Source organism: Aquirhabdus sp. (assembly GCF_046462495.1).
Lineage (GTDB): Bacteria > Pseudomonadota > Gammaproteobacteria > Pseudomonadales > Moraxellaceae > Aquirhabdus.
Window position 1 is genome coordinate 349,005 of the sequence record NZ_JBKGVE010000003.1, and the last position, 15,598, is coordinate 364,602.

At 39.4% G+C, this 15,598-nt stretch carries 8 protein-coding genes; 2 read left to right on the forward strand and 6 right to left on the reverse strand.

What is annotated here, in order from left to right; translation table 11 throughout:
- Positions 1-69: 69 nt before the first annotated feature.
- From ACLHG7_RS03215 to ACLHG7_RS03225, 3 genes are all read right to left on the reverse strand, one after another.
- Positions 70-3,366 carry a beta strand repeat-containing protein gene (locus ACLHG7_RS03215; RefSeq protein WP_410209611.1) on the reverse strand — a complete coding sequence of 1,099 codons (3,297 nt, stop codon included), beginning with the start codon at positions 3,364-3,366 and terminating at the stop codon, positions 70-72.
- Between the two features lie 12 nt (positions 3,367-3,378).
- Entirely contained in the window at positions 3,379-3,903 is a 525-nt protein-coding gene (locus tag ACLHG7_RS03220) for a hypothetical protein (RefSeq protein ID WP_410209612.1), read from the reverse strand.
- 283 nt (positions 3,904-4,186) lie between these two features.
- Positions 4,187-4,879 (reverse strand): hypothetical protein, encoded by a 693-nt coding sequence (locus ACLHG7_RS03225; protein WP_410209613.1) that lies wholly within the window; start codon positions 4,877-4,879, stop codon positions 4,187-4,189.
- A gap of 255 nt (positions 4,880-5,134) precedes the next feature.
- On the opposite strand from ACLHG7_RS03225, the gene ACLHG7_RS03230 reads away from it, so the two are divergent.
- Positions 5,135-5,368 carry a helix-turn-helix domain-containing protein gene (locus ACLHG7_RS03230; RefSeq protein WP_410209614.1) on the forward strand — a complete coding sequence of 78 codons (234 nt, stop codon included), beginning with the start codon at positions 5,135-5,137 and terminating at the stop codon, positions 5,366-5,368.
- 1,216 nt (positions 5,369-6,584) lie between these two features.
- Positions 6,585-10,490 carry a translation initiation factor IF-2 associated domain-containing protein gene (locus ACLHG7_RS03235; RefSeq protein ID WP_410209615.1) on the forward strand — a complete coding sequence of 1,302 codons (3,906 nt, stop codon included), beginning with the start codon at positions 6,585-6,587 and terminating at the stop codon, positions 10,488-10,490.
- A 266-nt stretch (positions 10,491-10,756) separates the two neighbouring features.
- Here ACLHG7_RS03235 and ACLHG7_RS03240 read toward each other — a convergent pair whose 3' ends face one another.
- The 3 genes from ACLHG7_RS03240 to ACLHG7_RS03250 form a co-directional block, all read right to left on the reverse strand.
- Positions 10,757-11,443 (reverse strand): hypothetical protein, encoded by a 687-nt coding sequence (locus tag ACLHG7_RS03240; protein ID WP_410209616.1) that lies wholly within the window; start codon positions 11,441-11,443, stop codon positions 10,757-10,759.
- Between the two features lie 217 nt (positions 11,444-11,660).
- Positions 11,661-13,172: a glycosyl hydrolase family 28-related protein gene (locus ACLHG7_RS03245; protein WP_410209617.1), complete on the reverse strand. Its 1,512-nt coding sequence runs from the start codon at positions 13,170-13,172 to the stop codon at positions 11,661-11,663.
- Positions 13,173-13,455: 283 nt separating this feature from the next.
- Positions 13,456-15,381 carry a sigma 54-interacting transcriptional regulator gene (locus tag ACLHG7_RS03250; protein ID WP_410209618.1) on the reverse strand — a complete coding sequence of 642 codons (1,926 nt, stop codon included), beginning with the start codon at positions 15,379-15,381 and terminating at the stop codon, positions 13,456-13,458.
- Between the last annotated feature and the right edge of the window lie 217 nt (positions 15,382-15,598).

Genomic DNA, 15,598 nt, shown 5'->3' on the forward strand with positions numbered 1-15,598 from the left:
GACTTGGCGACATTACATCACCAAGCCAGCTTTGATTTCAGGTTAGACATTCAAACTTTAGTCATCTGCTTAGTGCGCTGCCGCCAATATGGGCGTAAAGAACGAACTATTTGCAGCATTCACTAAGCTCGATGAACTTGCTGAAGCAGGTGCAAATGAAGCCATAGCACTGATTAAGCTATCTAGACTTGATGTCATTGGTTTTTCAGCTACAGCATTTGGATTAAACGCTAAATCAACCCCTGCAATATCACCCGTCTTACCATTTGCCCATGTGAAGGTGCTGTCATCAAGAATCGTATTGCCATTGTTATCCTGATTGATATGACTGCTATTCAGATTGATTGAGGTAATTCCCAGTTGATCGAGTGAATGAAGTTGATCTGCATTGAAATTACCTGTGCCATCTGTCACCCAAACCCGCATGTCTTTCCATGCTTGGTCTTGGTTATTGAACATGCTGTCATGGTTACTGTTCATACCTTGCAGGATCGAAAAGCCTGCAACGAGTTGGCTGTCTTGAGTCACTGCACCATCGGGATTAGTCGGATTGTAGACCAGCATGCCCTCGCCCGCAGTTGCCCAGCCTGTTTGGACGGCTTGATCATTATTTTGCATGTCAAAGTAAGCGGATGAGCCTGAGAGTGATTTTGTCTCGACAGGCTTGCCCTGCAGATTGAGAATGACGGGGTCTTTAACCCATTGAGCGGTTACCACATTACCAACTGTTGTGGTGACGGTATGACCTGTTGTACATTGATTTGGATATGAGGCTAAATTAATTTCATTTAACCCGGGATTATTGCTACTACTCGGTATAAAGACACCATTTTGAATCGTTCCTATTTGAATCGTTGTTCCCGGTGTAATTGATTTAGGAGCTGGGGTATTGGGAGTAGCTGGTGCGCTAGAAGTTGGTGCAGATATGCTTTCGACTCCGCTTGCTGACCATGTATGAACCCGTCTAGTTCCATTACTGAGGTTTTCATATACGGTCATGCCATTTTTACCACCAATAAATTTATTACCATCCCCATTAACTTCAAGCACATGATTCATGACGATGGTCTCTGCGGGATGTCCGTTCACACTGAGCTGATAAGAGCTGGTTAAATTATTGAGATTGAAAGTATTATCATTACCTCCCACGGTTAATGACGATGATTCATGCGAATCACCCGGGGATATTGTTGCACCTACATTAAGTGTTAAATGAGACCCAAATATTGTATTATACAAGCCTGTATTTACAGCAATATCAGTCCCTGTAGCCGAAAGGCTGCTGGTTCGCCCCATAGAAACCGTGTCGGAAGTACCAAATAGTGTTGTCCAGCCACCGTTGCTCAAATTAATTCGTCCAAATCCTCCACTATCGATTATAGTCGAGTCATAGATAGAATCTAAAGTATTCACTGTAGAGCCTGCGCTTCCAAGCGTAACGAGTTGACTTTTGCCGCAAAGCCCGACCGTCCCACCTCCATATATTGTAGAACTAGTTCCCGTATCGACTAGATTGACCAAATTTCCGGCATTGCCATTAATGGTTTGATTTACACCTGAAATACCCACATACGCACCAGTATTTGCAGCCTGATTCACGGTGTCATAGCCGCCTTTAATATTAGTGCTGTAGCCACCCTGATTAAAATTAAAGATTTGATTCGATGCGGTGACATTCTGATTATTAGCACAAATACCGACTGAACTTCCTCCTCCATTCACAGTTGCAGAAGTTCCAGAGTCTGCTAAATCAACACGTGTTGAACCACTGATTCCATTGATCGTTTGATTTTGACCAGCGACGACAAGATAAGCTCCGCTTGACCCTACGCCATTAATAGTATCGCCATTACCTTTGATCGTAGTGGTATAGCCACCTTGGTTAAAGTTAACCAACTGATTCCATGCGGTCACAGATTGATTGGTTCCACAAATGCCCACGGAACTACCGCTTCCATTGACGGTGGCATTAGTGCCATCACCTATCAAATCAACTCTGCTTGTTCCAATGACCCCATTAATAGCGAGCCCTGTGCCTGAAGCAACCACATATGAACCATTGTTTCCATTTTCATTAATGATGTTGCCATTACCTAAAATCGTGGAGCGCAATGTGCCTGTTGCAAAATTGATTCGCAAATTGCCAGTAGTCACCGTTTGATTATTATCCATTAAACCAATGCTACTGCCATTACCGCCATTTACAGTTGCCGTTGAGCCTGAACCCATCAAATCAACTCTGCTTGTTCCAATGACACCATTAATAGTGAGTCCAGTTCCTGAAGCAACGACATACGAACCATTGTTTCCGATTTCATTAATAATATTACCATTACCTAAAATCGTAGAGCGTAATGTGCTTGGTGCAAAATTGATGCGTAAATTGCCAGCAGTTACGATTTGATCATTATCCATCAAGCCAATGCTACTGCCATTACCACCATTTACAGTTGCAGTTGAACCTGCGCCAGTTAGGTCAATTCTGCTTGTCCCAGAAACTCCATTGATGGTCAGACCTTTACCTGAAGCTACGATATAAGAGCCGCTATTTGCTGTAAGAGATAGGCGATTATTATCTCCTAACACTGTTGCTAGAGTCCCTGCATTGAAATTAATATTGATGCCTGTTTGATTAACAACTGCGCCATTGCCTGAGACGGAAGCATAAGTTTGACCACTTACTGGCGTGACCAAGAGACTTTCATAATCAGCGGTAGAGCTATGCCCAACTAGATCAAGCAATTTCATACCATTAGGGCTCGTTTCACCTAACGTAACTGTTGGGTTCCCTTGTGAGTCGAATCCTTGGGTTGTTGATATTGCCCTAAAGAAAGCATTCGAATTTCCAAAAGAGGTAGTTAGAATGTTTGGACAGCCCGGGACAGTATATGTTCCAATCGCATTTGAAATCGCACTTGTAGAAATACCTCCAGCCAATGCCGCAGTACACCATGCAGAGTTTGAATTCTGAGAAATTGGCTTATATGTCAGATTATCATTACTGATCTGACTCATGGCATTTGAAATGTTATTCCACTGGGCACTTAAATCTGTGCCCGTAGCTAAAGTAGATTGTGGATTTCCATCCGCAAACCATTTACTTCCATAAATGACCTGATTATTGTCTCCTTTACGGCCTACAAAAGTAGCTAACGATCCGTAAGGCGTTGAGGAGCCAGCTTCAGCAGCAAAAATATTTGCTGGGCTACTGGCATCCATATTTTGATTAGATCGTGTACCCGCAGCATAAAACTGCTGTCCTGCTGAATTAGTGTATAACAATGTACCATGATAAACTTCATATATACTGCCATTTAATATGTCAACAATAGGTTCAAAGACTACTTTAATACTCTCTTGAGGCATGATTTTAAATCCTCACAATCCTGTTGAATTAATATTTACTAACATGGTTTTAATCGTAAAATTTTCATCCGAGATTGGGGAGAGAACTATAAAAAGCTCATTCTGCCCCAATAGAAATTGCTCCATAGTAAATTTACCTATAAAAAATCTTGGATAAGGATTGTTTCTTGGAAAATCACTTAATTGAAAACCTGCGGCGGTAAGAAAATTTCCTGCTTCTACCATACTAGATCCGATAGGGATATATTTCTGAGCAATTTGATAGATTTGAGTTTTTATTTCAGGGTAAAAGTCAGAATTATACTTGTTTTGTTCTTTCATCGTTTTGTAAAGACTATCCATCTCTGCCCTAAATGCTTTGGCTCGTTCTATTGTGGCAGCAGACGGGGCATGTGAAACGACATATTTAGTACTAACGGAATCACCTTCTGTTGAGTGATCTATCGTTTTCGTGCAACCTGAGATTACTAATAAAATAGATAAACCTATCCATCTCTTGCATCCTAGATTTTTTATAGGTATTACATTCTTTGCCATGTATCTCTCCGTTATGTTAGCTGTATCTTTTGAAAAGGATGCTTCACATCTATTTCTTATGTTTTTCATTTCTAATCACTTATGTAGTATTTACTAAATGGTCTAAAATTACCAGAAAGATGACGACAAAAAATCCGCTTTTGAAAAACAATTTTATGTCTATTACTTTGCATAAATTATGGTATTCACTAATCATTGAGTATGGTGAAAAACCATTAATAAGAATAGTGAGAAGATATGATTATCCGAAATATTTATTGAAAATCTTCGAATTAAGCCCTACTTACCGTGTCGATTCATTGCTATAGAAGCCTTCATGACCAACCCAATATGAACCCGATGCTTGATTGTTATCATCGAGAAACTTAACCTCAGTCGGGGCGGTGAAATGAGGATAACCAATCATTAGAATCCTTTGAGTAGCACGGCTTTGGGTGCAACCATCAGCAAGTTCGTTGATACCTTGCCCTATGCGCTCTCTTTCTTCCTTAAAGGACTCTTCACTATCACAGACAACTGCCCCTTTCTTTACATACCATGCTGCGGGGTCATTACTATGCTCATCCTTTGGAATGAGAGAAGTGGCAAATGAACACGCTTTAAATAGCACAAGAATAATAATCGCAATGATGGCAAAGACAGCAACCACGGCAAAATAGCCACCAATCTTGTCGAACGGTGAATGCAATTTCTTCTGGATTTCAAAAGGTACAGTGTATGGACACAACTTTAACTCGCTAATTTGCTTATAGGAGTTCTCATTGGTCTTACAGGTAGAAGTCTCATCATTGGTAAAGGTGATGGTGAAATAGACGACAACTTGTTTATTCTCAAGCAGCTTGATGGACTTGATACAATCGCTTGGTATTCTGAATGAAGCGGCTTTTCCATAAACCGTTCCTGTACCGTTTAAATAAGGGTCTGAGAAATACCATGTAGAGTCTCGTAGAAAACCATCAACTATTTCAAACCTCATACTATCTCCTTTGTATGCCGTTAACTCTTATTGAATCCTCTTCAGCAATTAAGCCGAGCTACGGAAGGCTATTATCCGCTACTAAGAATGTGAATTAGGTCTTTGATGACCTTGATTACAGGATTGGGTGAAATTCTACTATGTCATTTCATTAAAAGATAGTTAAAACAGGTGCTGCCATTAAGCGTGTAGTTAACAAGCGTAGTGTAATTAAGAGTGTAGCCATACCATCCATAATTATTTGGTGGGTGGCTTATGGACACAAACGACAGAGCAAAGCTAAAAGCTTTCGGAGATCGACTAAGGGAGTTGAGGAAGAAACAGGGGATTGCTCAAGAAAAGTTAGCTTTGATTAGCTGTCTTGCCCGTAGTTATGTAGGAGAGGTCGAACGTGGCAATCAAAATATATCATTGCTAAACATTCACAAGCTTGCAGAAGCTCTTAATGTTGCCCCATCAGTCCTTTTAGAGACTCCATTGGAAAGTTAGTTTTTTTGAGAAAATATTTTGTTTGAATAGTTCTGGGATTAGAGTGACTTTATAGCTTTCCGTGTGTGTATTTGTCTACGAACTCTACCAAGCACCCTATTACTCTTACCACCCACACCAGTAGAGAGCGAATAAAACCCTCTAAGCAAGGATTGTTTTACTGTATTACCTATGTAACTGATATTGCAAAGTTTAGGTCTTATCAAACCATAACATGCTGAAATTATAGTCTTTACTTGAGCGATTGAAAGTTTCTTAAAGACTTACTCTTATTGTGGGATTGCCCTCTCACAGCAACAAGTCCCAATAATTGCAAGCTTTACATGTAGAATTGTGTATTGGCGAGAGAGGCTTAAAGTCTAAGAAAACAATAATCTTAATCGTTATGAATTGCATCACGTGTGAGCTAACTAAAATATGACACTGTAGTTGCAGGTTTGGAAATCATACTGCCTTTGAGTGACTAATGTTCGATTAGTCATTAATAATCGGAAAAGTTTACAATTTTATTTGCGTACTCAATAATCAAATTCAGACTTTAAAGAAGGACAGTAATAGGCAGGTGAATTCCCGCCACATCGGGGTTAGATTGAGGGTAAAATATAGTGTATTCTTAAAAATATTTTTTAAAAACAATTGCTTATTTAGTATATTCGAGCCCCACACAACCCACCATATTTAAGATTATTAGAATAATGCTCTTGCTAAATACATGAGCTTTTTTTTGCCTAGTGCGTGACTGGAAGGATTCAGAAAATGGCACATCGCCAGAATTTTGTCGGAACTATAAGATTCAATCCAAGCGCTTATTTAATTATCGTAGTTTAAAAGGTAGATATAAAAAAAATTGATGAATATTAAGGCGCCTAAACTCTTCGTAAAAGTCGCCAATCAGGAAGAAATTTCACCCAATAAAGGTAAGTAGAGCATTGTAGGACGTAAACTATGAAAATGCTTGGAAAAACACTCATCTCTAGGAGGAGAGTTTTTTAGAAAAGCTGTAAGAAAAGAATGTCCTTGCTATCGAGAGACCAATTAAAAATTTTAAATAAACAATCTAATAATAAGAGCTATAAGAATATCAATGTCTTTTGCTATAGTTAACAAATTTTAATGCGACCTGTACCAACCTTTAGTCGATATGTAATTATTTATATTTATCAAATAACTCGTATCTAATAGAAAATTATTTTTTTTAGTTCATTCAGGGAAAATCATGGCTGATAAATCCGTAAACGAATTAGCACAGCAAGTCGGCCGTCCAGTCGAAAAATTATTATCCCAAATCGTTGAAGCAGGTTTACCCGCGCGGGCTGCAACTGCACTCGTCACTGAAAATGAACAAGAAAAACTGGTTGCTCATTTAAGACAGAGCCATGGTCAATCTGCGCCTGATACCACTCAAATCACATTACAGCGCAAAACGCTGGGCAGGGCCAAAGTGGCAAGCTCAAGCAGTAAAGCGAGAACTATTAATGTTGAAGTGCGCAAAAAACATACTTTTGTTAAGCCTGATCTTGCAGCACAAGCTGAGGAACGAGCCAAACTTGAATTAGAAGCGAAAGTGCGTATTCAAGCTTCTATTCAACAGAAAGCAGCTGAAAAAACTAATAAAATTCTAAGTACACTTAGATCGCTTAACATCAACCTACGTAACCTGTACAAAGGCAGCGGGAATTTGGATTTCAAGCTAAATAGCGATATGGATATCATAGAACTAGATTTACATGGAATGGGCCTAACGGATCTTTCGGAATTTAATAAATATGAACTAGACCTAACCCATCTCGTTAAATTAGATCTTAGTGCCAACTCATTTTCTAAACTCATAATTAATTGGCCGATGCCTGAACTACAGTCACTGAATTTAGGTGGGAATGAGATTCAACATTTAGGTATTATAGATACGGGATTAATATCTTGGGAAGTTATTAAAAACCTAAACGCAAACACCATTGAAGAATTATATTTAGAACGTAACCACCTATCAGTTTTTGAAATCACTACTTCAATGCCAAAACTTCGTATTTTGGAAATTTTTGAAAACAGAGTTCAGCTAACTAAAGTAGAAATTTCAGTTGAAATGAAAGCTTTAATGCTTATATCTATGCGCTTCTCACAAATTGAAGAATTTATCATTTCAAAACGAGAATATTTACCATGTCTAAGTAGCTTAGACCTTCGCTTTAATAACATTAAAAAAATTGGCATAGCTTTAGATTTTTTTGATCCAAGTAAAGCAGATGATTATGATATATTATTAGATAATAACCCGCTTTCAGACCTACTTCTAGCAGCCTTAAAAAAAGAATCCAATAAAGAACGTTATCAAGCGTTATGGGATCTACTTAAAAGCACGACAATTGTCAACCGTGTCAAGCTAATATTTATTGGAAATACAGGCGTTGGCAAGTCTACTCTATATAAGATTTTAAAAAAGGGAACCTCTGGATATATTCCACAAAAGGGGGATAGCACACATGGAGTTAATATCTTCCATTATCTAGTTAAATCAACTATGGGAAAAGGAAATATTGAAGTGACTGGTTATGACTTTGGAGGGCAGGATTATTATCATAGCATACATTATAGTTTCTTTGGTTCAAATGCGTTATACATACTCCTATGGGGAGCTGGGCAATATATATATCATCGTGCACATTGCATTCGCAATGATAAAGAAGAAATTAGCTACCCTTTGAACTATTGGTTAGATAGTGTCGATTATTTCAGTAAAAAAGAATACGACTTTGAAAAGGCACTGAATAGCAAACCTTTTGAAGAAAATATGAAGAATTCTGAAATTGAGAAAATAGAACAAAAAAAACTGAATGAACTAGATAGACCTACTGAAAAAAATAATAGCCTGAGTTTACATTTATTTCAAAACCCTAGAAAACTTCTAGATTGCGAAGCAGATAAGCCTTTTGAGCTTGATATCGTTAGTTTACGTCAGAAATTTAACTTCATAGACAAAGTAATTCAAGTTCCACCTCTTACAAACATTAATTTTTCAGATTATCATGAAAGTGTTAAAGAAATATTAGATAATTTAATCGATGATTACGCTAGACCAGAAGACTATCCAAAAATCCTGAATGCCGTCGAAAAACAACTTTCTAATAAAAAATTTATTAGTGATACAGATATAATTATTCCAACTGCAAGAATAATAAATTTTTTTGAGAAATCAAAAAAAAACTTAGATTGGGATGGTGATTCAGAACAAATACTAGAATGGCTAGATATTACAATGAGTATTTATTGGGTTTCACCAAAATCTTTAAAAGTCAAAGAAGATTTAACTCCAGAAGAAAATAAGCAACTTGAGGACTATGAAAATATTATATTGAATACTTCCTTCAAAAATACAGTTGAACAAGACAATGCATCATTTTCGAAAAAAATAATCAACAAATTTTACTATTCATCTCCAAATGGTGTTTACTCAGATAATTTTCAAAAGATAAACCCTATAACTTCATTTGGCAACATATTAACTACTACAAATACTAAGCAAGAAAAAAAAATAATTGATTTTGAAATTCAAAATAATCTGGACGAAAATGAAAAAGCAGTTAAGAAATTAAAAATACTACTTAGAGAAGATCTAAATGTATATGATAAAAAACTGTTATGTGAACATGCTGTATTAAAACTAGCTGATCTGACTAATTTTATTCACAACATCTTAGATTTAGAGTGCACTGGACATATAGATTTGTCTGGAATGAAAAAAGGTTACTTCACTCACGATAGTATTACAACTGGGTATGAAAAGAATTGGGATATTTTTAAAAATAGTCATCTTTTTTCAAAACCTGATTCTATTAATTTTTTAAATGAGTACTTAGACTATATTATTGCCTTTATGCTATACAACAAAATTGCTTTCAGAGCACCTAACCCATCTAAAGACGGCAATATACTTTATATAGCACCGACATATTTAGATGAAAGTCTCTCATCAGCTGAAGAAATATTTTTAAGCGCATTTGATAAACCCATCGTCGAATATCGGTTTGATGGTTTTTATCATGTGAATATTTTTACTGAAGTTCTTGTTAAATTTCAAAAACATCTATCCAACTCTCAATTTGAGCAAAAAAACGATGTTGATTATTTGCTTTGGAAGAACAAAGCTATTTTGTTTGAAAATAAAAAAGAATTACCTGAATCGCAGGATCGGAGCTTAGCTGATTTATCGTCAGAATCTAAACAAGCATTGCTTTATCTTGATTTTGATCTTGGTGAGATATTGGAGAACTCATCAGATAAAGCACTTGATGATCAAATAAGATCTAAGCGCCAACCATGTATCCGTTTGCGTACGTTTGGACATAATAAAAAACAAATCAGTGAAAGTTTTTTGCGACAAATCATAAATTTTATCGATGAACAACTCGAAGGATATATCTATGAAAAATTTGCTTTAACTCCAAATAAACTCGACTATGTGAATGTAAAAGCAATGGTTGATTTTGAAAATCATGAAGGAAAGTCTACTGGCTCCTTTACTTATGAAAATAGAGTCTATAGGCTCTCAGATTTTAATTTATTCATAAAAAATAGAAGTGCAATGAAGAAAGTATTCATTTCGCACTCTACCAATGATTACAAAGAACTAATAGATTTTACTACTTACATACATCCACTCAAACTTGAAGGTTTAATAGATCATTGGCATTGTAGCCAACTGGTTGCTGGTGATTTTTGGGATGCCGAAATTCAAAAGCATCTTTGGGAGAGTGATATTATTTGTTTGTTAATTAGTCCAAGTTGGCTTGCTAATAACTATACATTTTACAATGAATTAAAAACTGCTCTAGATAGGAAAAATAATTTCAAAATGAAAGGCCAAGGAAGAGATATAATCATATTGCCAATTATTATCAAGCCATGTATGTGGGATAGAGTTGAATGGCTTAGCGAGATACAGGCAGCACCACAGAAGGGAAAACCTGTGAGCAGTTTCGAAGATAAAGATATAGCGTGGAATGATGTAGCTAAAAAGCTTATAGAAGCTATTAATAGAATAGACAACCCATACTATGTTCCAGTAATCGGAAGTCGAATTGGAAAGCTATTTGCGAGCCAGTATGAAGGTAAATTAGATAAATAAAGCGTACTTAGCTTTTTTGCAAGATATCTTAGGGTCATAGTTATTAAATTATCGGCTAGAGAAGATATTTCGTTAGCTAAATAAACACGGTGCCTAGTTCCAGCACTAGAATCGGCTATCTATGTAGTCTTACTGTTTAACGTTAAAATGAATAATAGCAAGATAGGCCTTGAGCGATTATAATATTTTAGAGCATATTCAAAAAAATGAAAAAAGAGGGCTAAACCATGGTTTAGTCCTCTTTTTTATTACCAAATTAGCCTATATCAAGCAATCAAAAACTCTTCCAGATGCCGTGCGACCACCGGATAAAGATTCATAGGGATACTGGGTGCCAGTTTACGCAGCATGTGTTTATTCAGCATTTTGACGATACTAATCACCCCATCCAAAGTCTTGTTCACCACAAAGTTAAACTTCATCAGTTCTTTTGGACGAATCAACAGCGGTTGCAAAGTCTCGTCAAACACTTCTACCAGCAGATCCACAATCTCTTGCACATCCGTGACACGCCCATCTGCCAGCTTGGCAAGGGCTTGTTTCAGCACGGCGGCAAAATCTGTGGTGATGTTAAACGCCATATAGGGTTTGGACCCACTGCCCAGATCCATCTGATGCATCAAGGTATAGTAATGGGCGATGACAGGCGGTAAGCGATCATTGGAAATAAAAGGACCAATCCAGCGGATGTAGTGCCGTGCCTTTGATTTGATATCTTCAATCACGGCATTGGCATCCAGCAGGTCTTTGGAAGGTTGCAGCCGTGAAAGCTCCTCAAAGATGCTGCCGAAACAGGTATCCAGAAGATCACAGTTTGCCTCAATCAACAATTCAAGACCGAGTTTCTTATCGGCATCGCTCACCCGTGAACGGGTACGTTGATAGAGCCCCTCTAACTCTGTGGTAATACGGTCTTGCACGGTACTTGCAAGAAACGGCGCATTGATGCTCATTTTCTTTTATTCCAATTTTTGTGATGTCTCGGTTGTTTTTTTTATTGATCTTGAGCTTGATAAAATGCCCAATGATTCGCTGAATATGATTGCACTAGTTGGATAGGAATGGCAAGTGTTGTCTGACAAAAATTTAAAGTTAGAGTACAGTTTCAATGATCTTAGGCTAAAGCTAAAAAAGCCATCCTAAGATGGCTTTTTTAGCACGATTAACGCCTTACCAACCTGATGCTACGGATGTGTAAGCGATCGTAATTCTAGCCTTACTCCCTGCAAGTCCACCGCTAACAGATACGTTCCCACCATCCAAATAAACCAGAGCCATCGGGTTAGCTTCGCTGGATGGGCCTTTAGAGAATGCCTGTACAAATAAAACCTTCAGATGCCCGCTAGAAATATTATGAGCACCAACGTATTTGCCCGCTGCATCCAAATCAACAACAAAGTTCTTGTAGAGCACATCTCCGATCAGATCATTGGTGATGATATCGCCATTACCTGCATTGTTATTTTGAGTATAGCTACCCAAAATGCCAGCTTGGCCGCTATATTGCCAACCATTAAAGTTATTGCCTGAACAATAATTCGAAGCATTATCAGAAGTATATTGAACGGCAACTCCTGACCCCGTTCCCCTAACATTCCATGAACAGTTTTTAACCACAACAGATCCAGCAACCTGTAGCACATGCGGAGCCAAATAGGCGGATGTTGAAGAAGGCAGGAATTTAATGCCATTTAAGGATAAATAACCCCCATCACATTTTGCGAAGGAATTATTGATATTGGTGAATAAAACCTCCCCCCCATTAATCGTTAGGCTCCCAGTATTACTGGTATGTACTTCGCTACTGCTCAATACTGAAGAACAAGCAAACGAGTCAATGATACAAGTTCCTGATGACACATCAATCGTCGGTACAGATGCCGCTGGGGACTTGGTTGAATATGCTTGGCCAATACGGATATTACCTTGATTGATCAATAATCTAGCACCATTACCATCTAACTGTAACTTGCTGATCAAAGTAGGAATTGCAGGATTAACTGTAGGCTGAGCAATCACTATCTTTTGTGAGAAGGTGGAGATACTATCAACCGTCAATCCATCACATGCCCCAAGGGAAAACGCCGAAGCCACGCCATCATAGTAAAGATCATTCAGGATGGCTTTACCCGCAATTCCAAATGGCCAGAAATGCCAATGGCCCCCATGGAAAAAATCCGCGGGTCCATCAATAGTAAGCCCATTACTTAAGGCACCCACCTCGATAAAACCGATATAAGATCCTCCACAATTCCCCTTCGCACTAATCCCAGCCCAGCCATTCTCAATACGAATTCGATCTATAACAGAACGTGGCAAAGCATTCATATCAATCGCAGGTGGATAAGCTAAACAAGTACTCCGATCAACTGTAGTTGCCGGCTGAACAAAGCGAAATCCTATATCAAACACTTGAGCACCCGGCTCAGCCGTCCCCAATCGAAGTACGCCTGATGCACTCATATTGAAATCACTTTGAATCAGGAAGTATGACTTTGTCCTGCCATCACCGCGTAAAATCTGACCATTCTTTAATGTAATTTTATCTTTGACATGGTATGTCCCTTCAGGCATATAAATTTGATAACCAGTATTAATCGCGGTCTGTATCGCGTTGGTATCGTCAACAACACCATCACCAATTGCATTATATGGCGCATCTTTAACATTAATAATCATCATCGTTCTCCACAAGAAAGTTGATTAACGACGCCTTAGTCTGTTGCTAAGACACAAAGATTCAATGTGTGGTATAGGCCTTTAGCACATAGAGCAGCCACATGTAAGATACATAAACACTGAATCGTTAGATTTATCTTACTACAAAAAGTCAATTAATGCTTCCCGATTTAGTTTACTTTTCGTACGGGTAAGCCTATTCTTTTATTGAGAAAACCGATAATCAGAAATTATTAAATATTATAAATTCAAATAGATGACAACTTAACTCTTCTGCAAGGTACCATCATGAACGCGACTCAAACTGCACATCTGCTTTCTTTAATCGGGAAGCGAGTGTCGTGGGCTTGATACCCAGTTTTGCCGCAGCCCCATCCGTACCAAACAATTTGCCATTGCAGGCTTTGAGTGCCGCCAGCATGTTGCGATGCTCCAGATCACGTAGTTGGGCATCAGTGAGTATCTGATCCGAAGCCGCATTAGGATTGATCACGTCACTTGCCGCGATGGATGGAAATGAATCAGACAATTCAATATTCAAATCTGCGCCGCGTGAGGTGATCAGTGCACGCTCAATCACATTCTGCATTTCACGGATATTCCCCGGCCACTCGTAGTGCTGGAGACGTTGGATATCACTCTTGCTCAGGCGACGTCCCGGCATTTTAAGACGTTCGCTCACGCTCTTTAAAAAGTGCGTCGCAAGCAAAGGAATATCGCTGCGCCGCTCTCTGAGTGCTGGTGAATAAATCGGGAAGACATTCAAGCGGAAGAACAAGTCTTCGCGGAAACGCTTGGCTGCGACTTCACGACGTAAGTCACGGTTGGTCGCAGCAATCACGCGTACTGTGACATTCCGCGTGCGCTCTTCACCCACCCGTTCAAATTGCCCCTCTTGCAGGACACGCAAGAGCTTACTTTGTAGCTCCAGCGGGATCTCACCAATCTCATCAAGAAACAGGGTGCCGCCATTGGCCAGTTCAAAGCGCCCAACCCGATCACGAATCGCACCCGTAAACGCACCGCGCACATGACCAAAGAATTCACTTTCAAACAGCTCATCGGGAATCGCAGCACAGTTGACGCGAATCAATGGTTGATCGCTACGCTTGCTGGCTTGATGGATGGCACGCGCAATCAACTCTTTGCCCGTACCCGACTCCCCATGAATAAGCACATTGGCATCGGTGGGTGCAACCACATCAATCTGCTTGGCGATTTGCAGGATGGCATCACTCTGACCGACGATCTCGCGGTAGTTATGCTCGGTCAGGATTTCTTCTTGCAAATAGGCATTTTGTTCTTCCAAGCGTTTTTTAAGTGCTTGCAACTCAGTCAGTGCATTCTGCAATTGAGTCTCGGTGTTGCGGCGTTCAGTGATATCACGAAAAACCACGACTGCACCGACTATGCTGCCTGCTGAGATCACTGGCGTGCTGGTGAACTCGACGGGAAAGAAACTGCCATCACGCCGCCAGAACACTTCTTGCAGACCCTCGTGCACCACGCCATCACGCACTGCGGCGTAGATCGGACAGTCTTCCACAGGGTAATGACTACCGTCGGCATGGGTATGGTGATGGATACGGTGGATGTTTTTACCCAGCATTTCTTCAGGCTTCCACCCAAGCATCCGCGCACCTGCAGGATTCACGAAGGTCGCAAGGCCTTCACTATTAATACTATAAATCCCATCACCAACCGCACTGAGCAGCAATTGATTACCGCGTTCTGATTCTTTAAACAGATTGAGGATCGTCTGCCATTCAAGCAGTCCGGCACGCATGGTGCGCTCAGTCTGTGCTTGATCTTGTTGGTAGCGCTCATGATGTAGGTCACGGATCACGAGAACAAGATGAGGTTTGCCTTTGAGCTTGAGGTAAGTTGCCGAGATTTCGACCTCAAGGCGCTCACCATCTTTATGGATGCAGGTGAGCTCGTTCGACCATGCACTGCCATTTTCCATTGCGGCTTGCGTGAAGACGACCAGATCAGGCAGTTGTTCGCGATGTCCGAGTACTTTGGTCGCAGACAATGAGAGCAACGCTTGTCGTGAATAACCCAGCAACTGACACGCTGCGATATTGACATCATCGAAGCGATTTTCAATCGGATTCAACACCAATAAAGCTTCACCGCAGTGTTCAAACGCCATATGACGTGCTGAATTGGCCAGCCCCGCCTCTCCTGCGATGTATTCAATCTCATCCACGGCGATCCCCTTAAGCAAAACTACGAAATATCGTATATTAACTACGGATATTCGTGATTATACGATAGTTCGTAGATTTAAACGAGCAAAATAGATACACCATAGATTTTCTAATTTTTTATTATATTTAATTAATTCAATGAATTAATCATCAGTAAACATCATTTTTAAGTATTATTTTTCCGTTGGCACAGTCCTCGCAATAACAGGAATAACA